General features: G+C 72.2%; 19 protein-coding genes. 6 read left to right on the top strand and 13 right to left on the bottom strand.

All coding sequences use genetic code 11. The annotated features are described in order from the left end of the window. Positions 1–91: 91 nt before the first annotated feature. From FF100_RS00245 to pdxY, 5 genes are all read right to left on the bottom strand, one after another. Positions 92–478: a hypothetical protein gene (locus FF100_RS00245; protein WP_139033567.1), complete on the bottom strand. Its 387-nt coding sequence runs from the start codon at positions 476–478 to the stop codon at positions 92–94. 58 nt (positions 479–536) lie between these two features. Continuing rightward, positions 537–2,504 (bottom strand): alpha/beta hydrolase domain-containing protein, encoded by a 1,968-nt coding sequence (locus tag FF100_RS00240; protein ID WP_139033566.1) that lies wholly within the window; start codon positions 2,502–2,504, stop codon positions 537–539. 129 nt (positions 2,505–2,633) lie between these two features. Next, the gene (locus FF100_RS00235; RefSeq protein WP_139033565.1) at positions 2,634–3,350 is read right to left on the bottom strand and encodes an NUDIX hydrolase; all 717 of its coding nucleotides are present in this window, start codon (positions 3,348–3,350) and stop codon (positions 2,634–2,636) included. Beyond that, positions 3,350–4,267 carry a PhzF family phenazine biosynthesis protein gene (locus FF100_RS00230; protein WP_139033564.1) on the bottom strand — a complete coding sequence of 306 codons (918 nt, stop codon included), beginning with the start codon at positions 4,265–4,267 and terminating at the stop codon, positions 3,350–3,352. The genes FF100_RS00235 and FF100_RS00230 overlap by 1 nt, the downstream gene beginning before the upstream one ends. Positions 4,268–4,491: 224 nt before the next feature. Next, positions 4,492–5,340 carry a pyridoxal kinase PdxY gene (gene pdxY / locus FF100_RS00225; protein ID WP_139033563.1) on the bottom strand — a complete coding sequence of 283 codons (849 nt, stop codon included), beginning with the start codon at positions 5,338–5,340 and terminating at the stop codon, positions 4,492–4,494. Positions 5,341–5,514: 174 nt separating this feature from the next. On the opposite strand from pdxY, the gene FF100_RS00220 reads away from it, so the two are divergent. The 3 genes from FF100_RS00220 to FF100_RS00210 all read left to right on the top strand — a co-directional run bounded on the left by FF100_RS00220 (position 5,515) and on the right by FF100_RS00210 (position 8,919). Beyond that, positions 5,515–6,945, top strand: a complete 1,431-nt coding sequence (locus FF100_RS00220; RefSeq protein WP_171069995.1) for an amidase — start codon at positions 5,515–5,517, stop codon at positions 6,943–6,945. Between the two features lie 127 nt (positions 6,946–7,072). Then, on the top strand, positions 7,073–7,597 hold the full coding sequence (locus tag FF100_RS00215) for a DedA family protein (RefSeq protein WP_139033561.1): 525 nt from the start codon (positions 7,073–7,075) through the stop codon (positions 7,595–7,597). Positions 7,598–7,734: 137 nt separating this feature from the next. Beyond that, positions 7,735–8,919: a GGDEF domain-containing protein gene (locus FF100_RS00210; protein ID WP_139033560.1), complete on the top strand. Its 1,185-nt coding sequence runs from the start codon at positions 7,735–7,737 to the stop codon at positions 8,917–8,919. Positions 8,920–8,923: 4 nt separating this feature from the next. Here FF100_RS00210 and FF100_RS00205 read toward each other — a convergent pair whose 3' ends face one another. From FF100_RS00205 to FF100_RS00185, 5 genes are all read right to left on the bottom strand, one after another. Continuing rightward, entirely contained in the window at positions 8,924–9,928 is a 1,005-nt protein-coding gene (locus FF100_RS00205; RefSeq protein WP_139033559.1) for an ABC transporter substrate-binding protein, read from the bottom strand. Between the two features lie 22 nt (positions 9,929–9,950). Next, positions 9,951–10,736 (bottom strand): ABC transporter permease, encoded by a 786-nt coding sequence (locus FF100_RS00200; RefSeq protein WP_139033558.1) that lies wholly within the window; start codon positions 10,734–10,736, stop codon positions 9,951–9,953. A gap of 37 nt (positions 10,737–10,773) precedes the next feature. After that, positions 10,774–11,601 carry an ABC transporter ATP-binding protein gene (locus tag FF100_RS00195; protein ID WP_171070031.1) on the bottom strand — a complete coding sequence of 276 codons (828 nt, stop codon included), beginning with the start codon at positions 11,599–11,601 and terminating at the stop codon, positions 10,774–10,776. Positions 11,602–11,734: 133 nt separating this feature from the next. Further along, entirely contained in the window at positions 11,735–11,995 is a 261-nt protein-coding gene (locus FF100_RS37520) for a hypothetical protein (RefSeq protein WP_205824716.1), read from the bottom strand. Further along, positions 11,992–13,116 carry a PepSY-associated TM helix domain-containing protein gene (locus tag FF100_RS00185; RefSeq protein WP_139033556.1) on the bottom strand — a complete coding sequence of 375 codons (1,125 nt, stop codon included), beginning with the start codon at positions 13,114–13,116 and terminating at the stop codon, positions 11,992–11,994. The genes FF100_RS37520 and FF100_RS00185 overlap by 4 nt, the downstream gene beginning before the upstream one ends. Before the next feature lie 252 nt (positions 13,117–13,368). On the opposite strand from FF100_RS00185, the gene FF100_RS00180 reads away from it, so the two are divergent. Further along, positions 13,369–13,851: an MmcB family DNA repair protein gene (locus FF100_RS00180; protein ID WP_246101850.1), complete on the top strand. Its 483-nt coding sequence runs from the start codon at positions 13,369–13,371 to the stop codon at positions 13,849–13,851. Positions 13,852–13,922: 71 nt separating this feature from the next. Here the strand turns inward: FF100_RS00180 and FF100_RS00175 are convergent, their stop codons facing one another. The 3 genes from FF100_RS00175 to FF100_RS00165 form a co-directional block, all read right to left on the bottom strand. Further along, complete coding sequence (locus FF100_RS00175) at positions 13,923–14,132, bottom strand: hypothetical protein (RefSeq protein ID WP_139033554.1); 210 nt, start codon at positions 14,130–14,132, stop codon at positions 13,923–13,925. Between the two features lie 436 nt (positions 14,133–14,568). Continuing rightward, positions 14,569–15,231 (bottom strand): PilZ domain-containing protein, encoded by a 663-nt coding sequence (locus FF100_RS00170; RefSeq protein ID WP_425463272.1) that lies wholly within the window; start codon positions 15,229–15,231, stop codon positions 14,569–14,571. Positions 15,232–15,376: 145 nt separating this feature from the next. Beyond that, positions 15,377–15,979, bottom strand: coding sequence for a PAS domain-containing protein (locus FF100_RS00165; RefSeq protein ID WP_139033553.1), 603 nt, complete (start codon positions 15,977–15,979; stop codon positions 15,377–15,379). Between the two features lie 472 nt (positions 15,980–16,451). Here FF100_RS00165 and FF100_RS00160 point away from each other — a divergent pair, with 472 nt between their 5' ends. Together FF100_RS00160 and FF100_RS00155 are read left to right on the top strand one after the other, a co-directional pair. Continuing rightward, positions 16,452–17,270 (top strand): rhomboid family intramembrane serine protease, encoded by an 819-nt coding sequence (locus tag FF100_RS00160; protein ID WP_139033552.1) that lies wholly within the window; start codon positions 16,452–16,454, stop codon positions 17,268–17,270. 128 nt (positions 17,271–17,398) lie between these two features. Next, positions 17,399–17,830 carry a CBS domain-containing protein gene (locus FF100_RS00155; protein ID WP_139033551.1) on the top strand — a complete coding sequence of 144 codons (432 nt, stop codon included), beginning with the start codon at positions 17,399–17,401 and terminating at the stop codon, positions 17,828–17,830. Positions 17,831–18,017: the final 187 nt, after the last annotated feature.

Below are 18,017 nucleotides of genomic sequence, written 5' to 3'. Positions count from 1 at the left end.
CCTCGTCATCGGCGGAGCGGTACGATCCCGGGACGACATCTGCGGGAGATCGTACCAGGCGACATCGGGCTCCGGCCGCCCGGTGCCTGGCTCACGACGACGACGACGGCCGGCCCGCCGCATCCCGCAGCCGCTCCCCCGCCTCGCCATAGCCCAGGGCCGCCGCCGCCCGGTTGGCGATGCCCCGGCTCAGCGTCACCCATTCGAGGTCGTTGATCGCCTTGACCAGACGCTCGCGCTCCGGGACGTCGTCGTCGTCCGGCCTCGCCTCGGCGAGGTTCACGGCGGCGATCAGGACCTGGTCGCGGCCATCCTCGATCCGGGGATCCCGCTCGACATGGCGGCGGACGTGGTCGTCGAAGGGCTTGATGATCGTCCAGGGCAGGGCGTCGGCGCTGCAGCCCCCAGGATAGCTGCGGGCGACGAGGCGGGCCTGGGCCGCGGCCTCCCGGACGAGTGCGACGAGCGTGGCGACCATGGCGTGTCCGCGGTGAGTGTCCGGAGCGGGAACCCGCGAGAGGGCCCGCGGGTCCCCGTCACCGCACCAGCCGTCCTTGCGCCGCGTCCTTCGCCATGTCCTCGGCATCCGCCGGCAGCAAGGTACGCTCGGCCACCATCCGGTCCGCCGCCGCCTTCACGGCCGCCACGTAGGCGCTCGTGTCCGGGTAGCGCTCCTCCAGCGAGGGCCGCGGGTCGTGCGCCGCCTCCGCCGCCGCCTTGGTCGCCGCGAAGGGGAGCACGCCGCCCTTCTGGTTGCACAGGGTCTCGGCGGCGAGGCCGCGGGTCGGGTTCCAGGCGGTGTAGGTCGCCCGCGGCGCCTCGATCAGCGGCAGGCGGATGCCGGCCAGCGTGTTGCCGTCGGGATCGACCTTCGGCAGCAGCAGCGGGTAGGTGCCGCGCACCACCGGGGGATTCCCCGGTTCGACCCACTGGGCCGGGTTGTAGAGGCCGGCATAGGGCAGGCCGGGGATCGGCGGGTAGAGGCGGGCGGGCGCGCCCAGCGTGCCGTCGGCCCGCGACGGGTAGCGGCTCGCCGGCGGCGCGACGCCGTCGGTGATCCAGGACGCCAGGGCGGTGAGGAGCGCCCGCGAGGCTGCGCCGGCATGGACCGGGCTCACCGGCAGCGCGCAGGCAGGATCCGCCGCGGTCGTCGCGTCGGCATTCGCGAAGTGCGGCGCGCCGGTGACCATGTAGACCCGCACCTCCGGCGGCTGCGGCAGGTCGGCGCCGCGCGTGTCGGTGGTCACCAGCGCCCCGCGCGAGCCCCACATCTCGTACTCGCTGTCGACATGCATCAGCTTCGGGCAGGTATTGGTGAGCCGGCAGCGCAGGAACAGCCCGTCGCGCTTGCCCGTCAGGGCATCGGTCGTCGTCGCATAGGCGAAGGGGAACTGGTCGGCCGGGTAGTAGCGGTCGAGATGGGGGCCGGGATTGCGGCCGGGCTGGGCGAAGCGGGCATTGGTGAAGCTGCGCCGGCTGCCGGCGATGTGCGGCATCATCCCGTCGAACACCATCCGGCCGCTCTCGTCCTCGTTGAGGCCGAGATAGAGCACGTCGCGCAGGACCCGGCCCGATTGCGAGATGCCGAAGCCGATCGCCCGGTCGATGGTGCGGCGGCCTTGCACGGCGAGCGGGTTCCGGTCGCTCGCATCGTGGCGCAGGAAGCTCGCGACGTCGCGGATCGCCGCGAGGCCGAGGCCCATCACCGCCGGGTCGCGGGCGGTGTAGCTCAGCTCGTAGAGCGCGCTGCCGTCGAACCCGGCCGGCCGGGTGATCTCGATGCGCTTGGCGTCGAGGAAGCGGAACGCCAGGCCGGGCGGGGTGGTGCGCGGGTCCTCGGGCTTGGCCCGCACGGTGAGGCGCGGCCTGACCGGATCCTGGCCCGGATCCTTGGCCGGATCGAGATCGGCGGCGGGCCAGGTCAGCGGCGCCTCGACCGGGGACTTGGTGGTGCCGAAGCTCCATTCCTCGCGCGACGCCCCGGTGACGCCCCGGAGCACCGGCAGGCGGATGCCCAAGCCAGCGCCGGGTGCGATGTCGCCCTGCCAGCCGATCCAGGCGAGGGTGTAGCCCTGCGACAGCAGGAAGCCCGTTCCGGCATCGTCGGCTTGCGCGAGCCGGCCCGAGGCCTCGGCCGAGGTGCCCTCGATCAGCGGCCCGATCAGCTTGCTGCCGCGATTCGGGATCTCCACCAGCAGGAGGCCGTTCGGGCGCTCGGGACGCAGCAGCACCACGTCGGCAAGGGCCTCGACCCGCCCCTCCGGGTTGCGGGATGCGAGCGCGATATCGGCGATGACCGCGTTGTGGGGATCGGCGGGATCGAGGGCGATGGTCGCCCGCCCGGTGATTTTTTCCGCCTGGCCGCGCTCGCCGAAGCTGCGGCCCTGCAGGGCCGGCTTCTCGGCCGCGATGATCTCGAACCGCGTCACCTCCGCGGCCGCCGGCCCGGCGGCGAGGCCGCCCCCAAGAAGCGCCAGGGCCGCGATCGTCGGAATCGTCTTCATGGCGGCTCCCCCCGAAGGGCGCCACGTCCGGGCGCCTTTGAGGCAACCGTAGAGGGCCGGGGGCGTGCTGGAAACCGCGTGTGAGCGCCTGATCACCAGGCCGCTCGTGCCAGGGCGGGGGTCCCCGGCTCAGCCGCCCGCCCGATCCCCGCTCAGCACCGCCGCCAAATAATGCCGGACGAAGCCCGGCATCCGGGCGGAATCGAGATCCGCGACGCCCTGCACGGTCACGATGGCCGACAGTTCCGGCTCCGCCTCCGCCGCGAGATGGGCGGCGATGCCCGCCGTCACCGTCGCCTCGTCCTGCCCGAGCGGCACCGGCCGCAGCAGCGCCATCAGGCCGCCGTCGCGCACGATCGCCCAGCCGGGATCCGGCCCCTCCGGGGCGACGAGGCCGGTCTCCTCGCGCAATTCGCGCAGGGCGCTCGCCGCGAGGTCGACGCGGCCGTCGGGGCCGATATCGGTCGGGTCCGGCGTGCCGCAAGGGAAGTAGACCCGGCCCGCCGCCGCGGTGTGCGGGCCCATCTCGCCGAGGATGTAGGCGCCGTCGGACGTGCGCGGCACCGCCGCGGCGAAGACGTTGAGCACGCTCCGGTCCGGGAAGCCCCAATCCTTGAGCGCGGTCAGCGCGGCGTACTCGGCTTCGAACAGCTCGGCGGTGAGAACCCCGTCCGCGAGGTCCCAGCGGCGCAGCATCAGGACCGTGCCGTTGAACATCGCCGGGCGCGCCGCCCGGCGCGCCTCCCAATGGGCGGCGATCCGCTCCCGGTTCTCGCGTGCCCAGACCCAGTCATGGGCGACCATCCGGGCCTCGACGCGGCGGGCGGGGGTGATGGTGACGCCCATCAGAGGTGCAGCTCGCCCTCGGAGACCAGGACGGCGCTGCCGCCGATCTCGGCCGCTCGCAAGCCCCCGTCCTCGATCGTGAGCTGGAGCGCGATCTCGCTCGGCCGGCCCATCTCGAACCCCTGCGCGATCGTGAGGTCGTGGGTGCCGCTCCCCAAGGGCTCGTACTGCATCAGGGCGCCCGCGAAGGCCGCGACCGCGCCGCCGGTCGCCGGATCCTCGGCGATGCCGGCGGCGGGAGCGAACATCCGGGCGCGGAAGCTGTGGGCCGGATCCCCGGTCTCGCCGGTATAGAGGAACACCTTGGCGCCGGGGCCGAGGGCCTCGGTCAGGGATTCGGCGCTCGCCCGCGCTCGGCCCAAGGCGTCGAGGCCCTGGACCGGGACCAGGTGGAACGGCGTGCCGGCGCTGTAGCGGCTCGGCCGGTGGCGGGAGAACCCGATCTCGGAGGGCAGGAGGCCGAGCGCCCCGGCGAGCGCGGTCGCGTCCGGTTCCTCGCCCCAGCTCTCCGGCAGGCGCGGCAGGCGGAAGCGGGCGCGGCCCCATTTCGCGCCGGCCTCGCTCTCGCCGGTCTCGACCACGCAGGGCACCACCCCGACCCCCTCCTCGAGCCCGAACGCCACCGCGTCGGCGACCTCCGCCCGCCGGTCGCCGAGGGCGAGCAGCACCGCGGTGCCGACCGTTGGGTGGCCCGCGAAGGCGAGCTCCTGCGCCGGCGTGAAGATCCGCAGCCGCGCCCGGTGCCGGCTCTCGGCCGGCGGCAGCACGAACACCGTCTCCGACAGGTTGAACTCGCGGGCGATGGCCTGCATCGCGGCGTCGTCCAGCCCCTCGGCATCGCGCACCACCGCCAGCGGGTTGCCGGCCAGCGGGGTGTCGGTGAACACGTCCAGGGTGGCGTAGCGGCGTGCGGGCATCGGGCGATCCGTCCTTGCGAGGCTCGGTTCGCGAGGCAGCACGGATCGGGGGAAGGGCGCAAGTCCCCCGGGCCTCTCGAGCTCCGGGGGCCCTCAAGCCCCGGGGCGGATCGGCCGATCGCGGACGACCGTCATGGCGGTTTCGCGAAATTGCCATGACGACCGCTCGCGGGAAGGGTCCGGGAACCCCGGGCCGTTCGCGTCGACACCCCCGCCGCGCCGGCTCACACCGCCTCGACCGGAAACGTCCGGCTCGGCGCCACGAACTCGTCCTGCGCCGCCACCGTCAGGATCTCGCGCGCGCCGGCCTCCGCGGTGCGGCGCAGGAGCCCGTAGATCGAGGCGGCGGCGGCGCCGAGCGCCTCGCCGGCCGAGCGGGTGCGGGCGTAGTGCACCAGGAACAGGGCGGCGGTGGCATCGCCCGCGCCGTTGACGCTGAGCGACAGCCGCGGCGTGCGCAGGCGCCAGAACCGGCCGCCCTCGCCGGCCAGCATGTCGATGCTGTCGTCGGGCGTCTCCCGGGTGTGGAGCGAGGTGACGAGCACCACCTTCGGCCCGCTCGCCTGCACGGCGGCGACTGCCGCCTTGGCGTCGGCCAGCGTGCGGGTCTCGATCCCGCTGAGATAGTCGAGCTCGAACTGGTTCGGGGTGATGAGGTCGGCCGCCGGCACCGCGTGGTCGCGCATGAATTCCGGGATGCCGGGACGCACGAACACCCCGCGGCCGACATCGCCGATCACCGGATCGCAGCAATACAGCGCGGCAGGGTTGGCCGCCCGCACCCGCGCCACCGCCCGCAGGATCGCCGTGCCGATATCGGCGGAGCCCATATAGCCCGACAGGACCCCGTCGCAGGTCGGCAGCACCCCGCGCTCGGCGATGCCCTCGACCAGCTCCTCGATCGCCGGCCCGTCGAACACCCGGCCGCGCCAAGCGCCGTAGCCGGTGTGGTTCGAGAACTGCACGGTATGCACCGCCCATACCTCGACCCCGAGCCGCTGCATCGGGAAGACCGCCGAGGCGTTGCCGACATGGCCGTAGGCGACATGGGACTGGATCGACAGGACGTTCATCGCGACACGAAGCCTCGCGCGGGGGGAGGTGAGGCCCGCACCGTTCCGGAACCGGCCGCTCCTGGCAACCGTGCAAATCAGTCAAATCCGGTGATCGTCCAGGCCCGTGCGAGAGCCTGTGGGCACGAAACCTGCTCCGCGCCCGGCGGGACCGCCGCGATCGGGGAGACGGGAATGGAACCGGAACTGGCGCAAGGAGCCGGCGCGGCCTTGGTCGTGCAAGGGGCGGCCCTGGTCGCGCAAGGGGCGCCCACCGCCCTCGACCTGTCGCGGGGCTTTTCCGAGGGCAGCCTCTCCCCGGTCATGGTGCTGGAGCAGTCGCTGGAGCGCCTCGCCGCCGTGAACCCGGTGCTCAACGCCGCGATCCTGATCGATCCCGGGACGGGCCGGCGCATGGCCGAGGCTTCGGCCCGGCGCTGGCGCGAGGGCCGGCCGTTGAGCCCCCTCGACGGGGTGCCGGTGGCGGTGAAGGACACCAACCACGTCGCCGGCTGGCCGACCCGCTACGGCGCCGCCACGACCCCGGACGCACCGGCACCGGAGGATTCTCCCGGCGTGGCCCGCCTGCGCGAGGCGGGCGCGGTGTTCTTCTGCAAGACCGCGACGCCGGAATTCGGCTGGAAGGGCATCACGCATGGGTCGCTCACCGGTGTGACGCGAAATCCCTACGACCCGTCGCGCACGCCGGGCGGATCGAGCGGCGGCTCGGCGGCGCTCGTCGCCGCGGGCGTCGTGCCGCTCGCCACCGGCGGCGATGGCGGCGGCTCGATCCGCATCCCGGCGGCCTTCACCGGCGTGTTCGGGCTCAAGCCCACCTTCGGCCTCGTGCCCTACGGGACGACCTCGCTCGGCTGGCTGCCGGTCTTCGGCGGCCTGTCGCGGGACGTGCGCGACGGCGCCCTGATGCTCGGCGTCCTCGCACGGCCCGATTGGCGCGACGCCTTCGCGGTGCCGCAGCCCGAGGTCGATTACCTCGGCGGGGTCGACGCGGGGGTCGGGGGCTTGCGCATCGCGGTGTCGCGCGACCTCGGCTTCCCGATCGTCGAGCCCGCCGTGGCGGCGTCCGTCGAGCGCGGCGTCGCCGCCCTGGCGCGGGCCGGCGCCGAGGTGCGGGAGGTCGCCCTCGACCTTTCGCCCCTGCGCGACGCCCTGGACGTGATCTGGCGCGCGGCCTTCGCCGGCAGCCTGCGCCACCTGACGGGCGCGGACCTGCAGCGCCTCGAGCCCGACCTCCTCGATCTCGTCGTCTCCGCCCGCGACCTCACGGCCGCGCACCTGCAACGCGCGCAGGACGACGCCCGGGCCCATTGCCAGGCGATGCAGCGTTTCCACCAGGACCACGACCTCCTGGTGACGCCGACCCTGCCGATCCCGGCCTTCGCGGCCGGGCTCAATACCCCGGACCCGGCCCGCTTCCCGCGCTGGTACGACTGGACGCCGCTGACCTGGCCGTTCAACCTCAGCCGGCAGCCCGCGTCGTCCGTGCCGTGCGGCCTCGCGCACGGCCTGCCGGTCGGGTTGCAGGTCGTCGGGCCGCTGTTCGGCGAATCCCTGGTGCTGCGCGCCAGCCGCGTCGTCGAGCGGGCCGTGAACGAGAGGCCCTGACTGGTGCGGGATGACCGGCGCGCGGGTTCATGCGGCGCTCACACGTCCCGGATAAGCGAGGGGAGGGGAACGTCCGCCCGGCTCCCCGACTTGTCCCGCCATCCCGCTCACCCACGGTCAAGGCTGCATGGACTTCGAGAGCTTCCGCAACACGGTGGTCGACTTCGTGCGCGATCATCAGGCCTGGGCGCCGGTGATCACCGGGATCATCGCCTTCTGCGAGTCGCTCGCGGTGCTCTCGCTCCTGGTGCCGGCGACGGTGATCCTGATCGGGATCGGGGCGCTGATCGGCTCGGGCGCGATCCCGTTCCTGCCCGTGATGGTCGGTGCGGCCCTCGGGGCGATCCTGGGGGACTGGGTCTCCTACGAGATCGGCCGCTACTACAAGGACGGTGCCAAGCGCCTGTGGCCGCTCAACCGCTATCCCGAGATGGTGCAGAAGGGCGAGGCGTTCTGCCAGCGCTGGGGCGCCTGGGCGATCTTCGTCGGCCGCTTCATCGGCCCGGCCCGGGCGGTGGTGCCGCTGGTCGCCGGGGTCGCGCTGCTGCCGCGGCTGCCGTTCTGGCTCGCCAACCTGTCCTCGGCCTTCCTCTGGGCCTTCGTCTGGCTCGCGCCCGGCGCCGGCCTGGTCGACTGGCTGCGGCGCGCTTGACGAAGGGGGAGCCGTGATGAGGAGTGTTGTCCTCTCGGCTTTCCCGCGCTGCGATTCGACAATCTCACGAAATCTTAAGCCGCAGCCGCAGACTTGTCGGTGACGGTTCCGAAAGGGCCGTCGCCGGAACCCGTAGCATGCTCGACCCCTCGCCGACCTACCTGCTGCCCCGCATCGCGCCGCTGCGCTGGCTCGTGGATCCCGGCCTCGACCTGCCGGGCGACCTGCGGATCCGCCTGATCGCGACGCTGCTGTCCTCCGCGCCGACCATGGTGCTGGGCGCGATGGGGATGCTGATCGTCGAGGGCGTGGCGGCGATCCGGAATCCGGGGTCGGTCTTCCCGGGCTTGCTGGCGATGGATGTCGCCCTGCTCGGATTCCGCGTGGTCCTGATCCGGCGGCTGCACCGCGCCGTCGCGGCCGGGCGGCCGGCCCCGACCGACCTGATGCTCGCCACGAGCCTCGCCTGGGCCGTCATGGTCGGCCTCGCCACGGCTCTGTGCGCGGCGAGCGGCGATCGGGTGGTGCAGGTCCTGGGGCCGCTGACCATGATGGGAATCCTCAGCGGCATCGTCACCCGCAACTATGCGGCCCCGCGCCACGCCCTCACGATGATCGCCCTGTGCAGCCTGCCGATGACGCTGGTGTTCCTCGTCGAATACCGCGATGCTTGGTTCCTCGCCGGGCTGGTCCTTGGCGTGCTGTTCGTGGTGTCCATGAGGGCGACGACGGTGCGGCTCAACCGCACCTACGTCGAGGTGCTGCTCGCCAAGCGCGAGAGCCAGCTCCGGGCCACCCACGACGCCCTGACCGGCCTTCGCAACCGCACCGGGCTGATGGACGACCTCGCCGCGCGGCTGCGCTGCGGGGCCGGCAGCCTCGCCCTGCTCTACCTCGACCTCGACGGCTTCAAGGCGGTCAACGATGGCCTCGGCCACGCGGCCGGCGACGCCCTGCTGGTGGAGGTCGCCGGCCGGATCGGCGCCGCGATCCCGGAGGAGTGGCAGGCGGCGCGGTTCGGCGGCGACGAGTTCGTGATCCTGGCCTGCGGCGAGCGGGTCCACGAGGCTGCGAGCGTGGCAGCGCGCCTGATCGAGGCCGTGAAGGCGCCCAACGGCGTCGGGATCGGCGTCGGAGTCAGCGTCGGGATCGGCTGGGCGCTTCCAGGAATGACGCCGGAGGCGCTGCTGGCCGCGGCCGACGCGGCGCTCTACCGCGCCAAGGCCGCCGGCAAGGGCCGCCTGGCGACAGCCGGCGCGAAGACCGACCTCGCCGCGGCACCGCCCGGACCGCGCTCCGCCGCCCGGGTCGGGTGGGGGTAAGGCTTCAGCCCATCGCCCGCTTGACGAACCGGTCCTCGACGGTCGCCGCGAGGTCGATCTTGGCGCCCTGCAACTCGGGGTCGAGGGTGCGCACCAGCTCCAGCACGCTCGCCATGCCCTCCTGGGTCGGGATGCCGGTGCGGGAATAGCTCTCGAGCGAGTTCTTCACCGCCTGCACGTAGAGCGGCTTGTCGCCGAAATGGTAGGCCGGCGGCACCGTGTCGGCGATCTCCTCGGGCGAGGCGGCGACGATCCACTTCAGCGACTTGGCGAAGGCGTTGACGACCTTCTGGGTCGCGGCGGCGTGGCGCTCGATCCAGTCCTGCTTGGTGTAGACCACTGCGGCCGGGTTCGGCCCGCCGAACAGGGCCCGGGTGCCGGCCTCGGTGCGGGTGTCGATGATGACCGTGATGTCGCCGTCGGCCTCGAGCTTGGCGATGACCGGGTCGAGGTGGGAGATCGCGTCGATCTCGCCCTTCTTCATCGCCGCGATGGCGCCGGCCCCGCCGCCGACCCCGATCAGCGCCGCGTCGGTGGGCTTCAGCCCGGCCTTGATCATCGCGTATTGCGCGGTCAGCGAGGTCGAGGAGCCTGGCGCGGTCACGCCGATCTTGCGGCCCTTGAGGTCGGCGGCCGTCTTCACCGTGCCGGCGAGGTCCTTGCGCACGCCCACCACGATCGCCGGGAAGCGGCCGAGCTCGCACACCGCGCGCACGTCCTGGCCCTTGGCCTGCATCCGGATCGTGTGCTCGTAGGCCCCGGTCACCATGTCGACCGAGCCGCCGATCAGCGCCTGGAGCGAGCGGGCGCCGCCGCCGAAATCGTTGATCTCGGCCTCGATGCCCTCCTCCTTGAAGTAGCCCTTCCGCTCGGCGATCGTCAGCGGCAGGTAGTAGAGAAGCGGCTTGCCGCCGACGCCGATGCGGACCTTCACGGTGTCGGCCTTGGCGGGCGCGGCCGGCGCGAGGGCCAGGGCGGCGGCGCCGGCGAGGAAGCTGCGGCGTTGCATGGGGGACTCCTCCCTTATTCTCTCAGCCCTGGCCGCCGGCTTGCGGCCGCCAGACCAGGAGGCGGTTCTCGATCAGGGTGACGATCGTGTCGATCACGATGACGAACACGGTCAGGATCAGCATCCCGGCGAAGACGCCGGTGACGTCGAACACGCTCTCGGCCTCGTGGATCTTGTAGCCGAGGCCGGCCGAGGAGCCGAGATATTCCCCCACCACCGCCCCCACCAGCGCGAAGCCGACCGCGGTGTGGAGCGAGGAGAACATCCAGGTCAAGGCCGAGGGCCAGTAGACGTGGCGGAGCAGCCCGCGCTCGCTCATGCCGAGCATCCGGGCGTTGTTCAGCACCACCGGGCTCACCTCGCGCACGCCCTGGTAGACGTTGAAGAACACGATGAAGAACACCAGCGTGAAGCCGAGCGCCACCTTCGACCAGATGCCGAGGCCGAACCACAGGGCGAAGATCGGCGCCAGCACCACGCGCGGCAGGGCGTTGGCCGCCTTGATGTAGGGATCGAACACCGCGGCGAGCAGCGCGTTGCGGGCGAACAGGAACCCGAAGGCGATGCCGCCCGCGGCGCCGAAGACGAAGGCCAGCACCGTCTCCTGCAGGGTGATCCACAGGTGGCCCCAGATCTCCGGGTTCGTCATCTCCATCCAGGTGCGCTTGAGCACCTCGACCGGGGTCGAGAAGAAGAACTGGATCTGCTTCGGTGCCCCGAGGATCGGGTAGACGGTGAGGACGTGCCAGATCGCGAAGCCGACGAGGCCGACGAGGATCTGCAGGGCGAGAAGGCCGAGGCGGCTCACGATCGCGTTCTCCGGTTCATCGTCAACGTCATCGTCCTCACGCGGGACCGCCCGCATAGGCGCGGGAGACCTCGACCCGCAGGCACGACCAGATCTCCTTGTAGAGGGCGTGGAAATGCGGCTCGAGGCGGATCTCGCTGATGTCGCGCGGGCGCGCCAGGTCGACCTTGAACTCGCCGACGATCCGCGCCGCCGGGCCGGCGGAGAGCACCACCACCCGGTCGGCGAGCGCGATCGCCTCCTCGAGGTCGTGGGTGACGAACATCACCGCCTTGCGGTTGGCCGCCCACAGCTCCAGCAGCAGGTTGCCCATGATCTGCCGGGTCTGCGCGTCGAGCGGCCCGAACGGCTCGTCCATCAGCAGGATCTCAGGGTCCCGGATCAGCATCTGGGCGAGGGCCACGCGCTTGCGCTGGCCGCCCGAGAGCATGTGGGGATAGCGGTCGACGAAGGTCGCGAGCCCGACCTTGGCCAGCCACTCGCGGGCCCGCGCCAGCGCCTCCGCCCGCGGCACCTTCTGCGGCTCCAGCGCCACCGCGACGTTGTCGAGGGCGGTCTTCCACGGCATCAAGGCGTCGGCCTGGAAGAGGTAGCCGGCGCGGCCGTTCAGGCCCGACAGGGCCGAGGAGAACACCGTGACCGAGCCGGCGGCGGGCTTGAGCAGGCCGGCGGCGGCGTTGAGCAGCGTCGACTTGCCCGAGCCCGTCGGCCCGACCACCGCCACGAACTCGCCCGGCATCACCGCGAGGTCGATGCCCTCGACCGCGACGTAGCGTTTGCCGCCCTTGAGGGTGAAGGCGATGCTGACGCCGTCGAGCCGCACCGCCTCGCCGTGGGCCAGTGCCGTCCCGCCGACGAGGCGCATGCCGGCCCGTCCCGCCTTTCGTCCCTCGGCGGCGCTCTGCCCCACCATGCCCGTCGCTCCCTCCCGTCACCGTCGCCGTCTCTGCGGCTCCCAGGGCGGTGACCATCGACGAGCGGGCGCGTGAGATCAACCGCTACGTCCGTCGCGGTACCCGGCTTCGTGACGCGGGGGTCCGGCCGCGATCGGCCAGGATGCCGTAGGCCCTGCCGCGCGAGGCCTTGGCCACGTGCCATCCGATCAGGGCCAGCGGCAGGCTCAGGGCCAGCCAGGACACGACCCATCCGGCGCCCTCGTGAAGGAGCGCCGCCAGGAGCCCCGTCAGGGTGGCGAGGCCGACGAGCAGCGGCACGCCGAACACGGCCCGCCACCCGGCCGGATGACGGCCGGCGCTCATGCCGCCTGCACCCGTGCCGTGTGCAGGGCCGGCACCGGGCGGCGACGGCGCACCCACCACAGGTAGAGCCCGCTGCCCAGGACCACGATGCTGACGAGGTCGAGCAGCGCCCAGATCACCTTCATCGGCAGCCCGCCGTAATCGCCGAAATGCAGCGGCTGCGAGACCAGGAGGGCGGTCAGGTACCAGGGCAGGCGGCGCGAATCGGCCACCGCTCCGGTGCCGGCATCGAGCAGCACCGGTTGCAGCAGCCGCGCGGTGAGCGGCGCGGTGCCGCGCAGGAAGACGCCGAAATGCTGCGGCGTGGCGAAGGGCGTGCCCGGGAAGGCGATGAAGCCCGGCACCATCCCGGGCGCCGCCTCGCGGGCCCGGGCCACGATCGTGTCGAGGGAGGCGGGCCGCCCGGGCGCCGGGCCGGGCCGGCTGCCGGCGATCATGCGGCTCAGGGTCTCGGCCTTCCACACCCCGATCAACGGTTCGGCCAGGGTGTTGATCGCGCCGGTGAGGCCCACCACCGTGAGCCAGGCCACCGTGACGATGCCGAGCAGGTTGTGCAGGTCGAGCCAGGCCACCCGCCGCGCCCGGCCGGCCCGCACGGTGCCGAAGGCCATCCGCCGGGTGAACGGCCAGTACAGCACCACGCCCGAGACGATCGCCACGACGAGGAGCAGGCCCATCGCCCCGAGGAACAGCTTGCCGGGCAAGCCGGCATACAGGTCGACGTGCAGGCGCAGCATCACCTGCATGAAGGCGCTGCCCGACGGCCCCAGCTTGCCGCCGCCGATCGCGTCGTAGAGCGTCACCGTGGCGTCGTTGGGCGCGGCATCCGCGGCGGCGTTGAGGATCACGAAGACCTTGTCCGGCTCGTGCTGGTCCCAGCCGATATACTGTATGGCCTTGCCCGGGTGGTCGCGCAGGGCGTTCCCGGCGATCCGGTCGGCCGGCGCGGGGGCCTGCCCGGCGATGGCGGCCGGGGCGTCGCCGGCGCCGAACAGCTCGTCGATCTCGTGGTGGAAGATCAGCGGCAGGCCGGTGAGGCAGAGGAGCAGCATGAACAGGGTCGAGATCAGGCTCGACCAGGTGTGCACGAAGGACCAGGCGCGGACGCTGGACGCTCTCATCCGGTTCTCCGTAACGCGACCGCACCGGACGCCGGTGCAGTTTTGAATCTGTATAAGGTGCTGATGCGGCTCGGCTTTTAAGGGCGCTGCTAGAGCCTAACAGGCCCGCGCGCAAGGGGTGCGGCCGTCCGCGCCCGATGGGTGCGCGGCCTGCGACACGAGCCGCAGGTGACAACGGAGTCCGAAGCTGGTCCGATGGCGTTCCCGATTCGATCTCCTTGGCAACCCCTCGATCAGCGTTCCTCCACAGCCTTGTCCGCCGCCCTCGCCCTCTCGCTCCCCGTCGACCGCCGCCAATCGCCGACCGCGCTCAGCGTGCAGCGGGGCGTGCGGCGCCTGTTCGCCGAGCTCGGCCACGTCACGATCCCGGAATTCACCCTGGCGAACGGCCGGCGCGCCGACCTCATCGCGCTCGGGATTTGCGGCAAGCTGACGATCATCGAGATCAAGTCGAGCGTCGCCGATTTCCGCGCCGACCGGAAATGGCCCAATTACCGCGACTTCTGCGACCGCTTCTACTTCGCGGTGCCGGAGACCCTGCCGGTGGACATCCTGCCCGACGATACCGGCCTCATCGTCGCCGATGCCTTCGGGGCCGAGATCCTGCGTGCCCCGCCCGAGCATCCCCTGGCCGGCGCCCGCCGCAAGGCGGTGACCCTGCGCTTCGCCCACGCGGCGGCGGGGCTGCTCCACGCGCTGGCCGATCCGGGGTCGATTCGGGAAGGGGCGCTGTAGGGGCGCCGTTCGGTCGGATCCCGGTTTTGCGAAGGAGGGGGCGGACCCGTCGCGGATCTTCGAGCGCATGGTCAGGCCTGCTCCGTGACGAACGCCAGTCGCAACGTCGCCAACCAGGCAGGGCTTGACTGACGGCCGAACTGAAGGCGCTCCGGCACGGCATCAAGGCCGACGCGGACAAGGGGACTGTCCCGCCAGGCCCGGACTTCTTCGCTCGCCTCGACGCTGCGATGGAGCCTGTGCACGACCTGCTGAAAGCGTTCGAGAGGGAGCGCGACCATCAGCCGTTCACCGCGCACGCATCATGCCCTGCACGTGACTCTGGAACCGTCACGTGCACAGACGAGGCATCCCTCGTCGGGAGTATGAAACATGACAACTGCGAGTACGTGACAGTGAATCTCTGATCGTGGTCAGGGCGCCCGTCGGTCCCGGGTCGTCGCAGGTAGGCGCATGGTTCGTCGTAAGACGCCTCCCTTTCCCGGACGACTGAAACGAAGTGGACAGACGAACGCTTCGCGATGGTGCTGCCGGATCCCGGGTTGCCTTCCGCTGACGCTTCTGACGCTTCAGCCGTCCGGGAAAGGGGAGCGGCTTGCGAGGGACCGGCAGCATTCCGGCGCCGCATCGGCCCCCGCCGTGTCCCTCTGAATGCTTCAGGACATCGCGCGACGCACCCTCAGCGGCCTTCCTCAAGTCGTCCGACCACGTTGATTCCTACAGAACCAAATTCTCATCGAACCGGTCCGGCGACAGCGGCAGCCGGAACTCCACCGCGACACCGCCCTTGAACTGGCGCACCACCCGGGCGGCGGTGCGGCCGACGATCAGGCTCGTATCGAGCGGCAGGTCGACCTCGCAGGCGACCGCAGCGCCGGACAGCGAGATGTCGACGATGCGGGCGGCGATCTCGCGTCCGCCTTCGAGGCGCAGGGTGGTGAGGGTCTGGCGCGGCACCAGGCGTTCGTGCCGGCGGTCCTCCGGCAGGCCGAGCACCGCGCGGTTGGCGAGCCAGGTCAGCTGCGAGGCGATCTTGTCGCGCTTGCGGGAGGTGGCGCTGATCGCCACCGCGAAGCCGTCCGGCAGCAGCCGGGCGATCGTGCCCTCGATCCGCCCGACATGCTCGAGATAGACCACGATGCGCTCGCCGACCTCGCCGCCGACCGCGCAGGTCAGCCGGACCCCGCCGGGGGACATGTCGACGGTCTGGCAGGGATATTCCTGGCGGTCGGAGAGCATGTAGCGGCCGAGCAGGGCCACCGCGACGCGGCGGTGCCGGCGCTGGTCCGTCGCCGCCTTCAGGGCGAGGGGACGCAGCCCCGACAAGGCGGCCCGGCCCGCGCCATTGCCCGCCACGGTGCCTGCCATGCCGATCGCCATGACCCTCGACCCTCCCGGTGCGGCCCGGTCCGCGCGGGCGATCCTGCACGCGACTGGTTAAGGAACCGCAGAGGTTGCAGGCCGTGCCGCCAGGCCCGACTGGTGCGGGCGGCGCCGTCAGGCCCGCCTGGTGCGGGCGGTGCCGTCAGGCCCGCCCGCCGTGATGGACCACGAAGCGCTTGCGGCGCTCCAGGCCCGGCTCGTCGTTGGCCGCCGGCGGGGGGGCCGCCAGCGGGGCGGGGGTGGCGTTCGCCTCGGGGGTGAGGATCCGCAGGGACACCGTGCGCAGGGCCACGAGCGGGCGCAGGCCGAGCCAGGTCGGGATCACCGACGGCGACAGCGCGCCGATCACCCGGGCCTGGGTCTTGCCGCGATGGCGCAGCGGCAGAAGCAGCAATTCGAGGTCGAGGGTCTCGCCCGCCTCGGTCACCCCGACGAGGCCGACCACCACGCCGGCCGTCTCCTGGATCACCACCTCGATCAGCCGCCACGGATCGGCCGCCGGCGCCTCGCCCCACAGCCCGGCGAAGGAGAGGCCGCGCAACTCCCCGCCGAACAGGGCGCAGAGCCGGGTGCCGGCGAGGCGGATCGCGGCGGATTGCCGGGGCGCGTCGATCTCCAGGATCAGGCTGTCGGCCAGGACGTGACGGATCTCCCCGGGCTCGATCTCGCCCCGCTCCGGCGCGGCGCGGGCGCCGCGCAGGCCGTTCCAGTAGGCGTGGAGCATGCGGCTGGTCGGGTGCTTCATGGCGTCTCGGTCTGGCACGGGAGCGGGGCGGCGGTCCAAGCGGTGGCCGGTTGTCGTTCCGAATCAGGACGACGACCGGTTGAACTGATTCGGTTGAGCAGACCGTATGCCGAACGGCCGAGCCGCGAGAGCGTAAGGTTTTGTTAGGGTTAATCGATCATCAATGTTGCGTTTGTCCCACACCTGCGCGATTGTCACGGGCGACAGAGATTTCGGGCTGGCCGGGGCGAGGAACGCGCCCTAAGCCCGCCTGCGTGAAACAGGGGGGAGGGCCGGGTCAGGCCCGCGTCGTCACGGTCCTGACGGCGTCCTGCGCGCGGCCTCGACGGGCTGGGCGCGATCCCCTTCTTGCGGGGAGAGCGGCAACGCTCTCCCCTTTTTTTTCGTCCGCCGCCCTGTTTCCGCGGTCTGCGGCCCGTCCGCGGCGGCGGTCTCCCTTGCGGTCGGCCCCGCGGCCCCGCAATGGTGCCGCATGGATGCCACTCCCGACCTCCCGCGACCGCCGCGCGTGCCGGTCTTCAACATGCCCGCCGTGGTGACCGCCTCGGTCGGGATCCTGGTGCTGATCCACGCCGTGCGGCAGGTGCTGCCCGACCTCTGGGACATCACCCTGCTCCTCGACCTCGCCCTGGTGCCGGCGCGCTGGACCCTCGCCCTCGATCCCGACCGGGCCGCCGACGTGCTGCGGGCCGCCGCCGCCTCGGAGGGCGGCGCCCTCGAGGTCGAGGCGCGCAAGGCCTTCGCGGCCTACCTGGTGGCCGATCCGGGGGCGATGCCCTGGACCTTCGTCTCCTACGCGCTTTTGCACGGCTCCTGGGCCCACGTGCTCCTCAACAGCGTGTGGCTGGCGGCCTTCGGCACGCCGGTGGCGCGGCGCTGCGGCGCCTGGCGCTACGGGGTGATCGCGCTCGTCTCGACCGCCGCCGGCGGCCTGCTTCACGTCCTCATCGATCCCCTGAGCACCGTGCCGCTGATCGGTGCCTCGGCCGGCGTGTCGGGCCTGATGGCGGCGGCGGTGCGCTTCGCCTTCCAGCCGGTCGAGCCTGCGGGCGCCGGCGCCGTGCCGTGGCAGCGCCCGGTGCCGACCCGGCTGCAGACCATCCCCGAGCTGATGCGCAACCGCTCGGCGGTGGTGTTCCTGGTGATCTGGTTCGTCACCAACCTGCTGTTCGGCCTCGCCGCCCTGCCGCTCGGCCTCACCGATTCCGCCGTCGCCTGGGACGCGCATCTCGGCGGGTTCGTCGTCGGGTTCCTGCTGCTGCCCCTGGTCGAGCGGCTCGGACGGCGCTGACGCGCCGCGCCTTGTTTCTCTTCGACTTCCGGGGTGCTTGCGTCCTCCGGCGAGCGGTCACACACTCGCCCTCCAAACGAGCGTCCGCCCGGATCGCGAGGCCGGGGGGCCCGAGCAGGGAGGTGTTGATGACCGTTGCGCGCATCCTGTCGCAGAAGGGCCGCACCGTGGTGACGGTGCAGCCCCACCGCACGCTGGCGGAAGCCGCGGCGCTCCTGACCGAGAAGGGCATCGGCGCCCTCGTGGTGAGCGATGCCGGCCAGAGCGTCCTCGGCATCCTGTCGGAGCGCGACATCATCCGGGCGGTGGTCCGCGGCGGCGGCGCCGCGCTCGAGGCCCCGGTCTCCCGGCACATGACCGCCAAGGTGGTGTGCTGCAGCCGCGCCACCGCCATCGACGAGGTGATGGAGCTGATGACCGACGGGCGCTTCCGCCACGTCCCGGTGGTCGAGGACGGACGCCTCGCCGGCCTCGTCTCGATCGGCGACGTGGTCAAGCACCGCATCGAGGCCGTCGAGGCCGAGCACCGGGCCCTGCGGGAATACATCGCGACGGCGTGACGGCCTGGCTCCGCCAGGACATCGTTCGGTCGGTCACGACCGCGACGCGCCGACGCGCATCGTTTCCCGCGTCTCAGGAGCGTCCCGGAACTCGCCGCAGGCGCGAGGCCATGATCCGGAACCGCAGGCGTGGCGGAACCAGGCGAACAGCGTTCCGCCTCGTCGAGCATCACCGGCGGTTCTCGAT

The sequence above is a fragment of the Methylobacterium terricola genome, from assembly GCF_006151805.1.
GTDB classification, from domain to species: Bacteria; Pseudomonadota; Alphaproteobacteria; order Rhizobiales; family Beijerinckiaceae; genus Methylobacterium; species Methylobacterium terricola.
The sequence above is the reverse complement of the archived record's forward strand: the minus strand, read 5'-3'. Positions and strand labels throughout refer to the sequence as shown.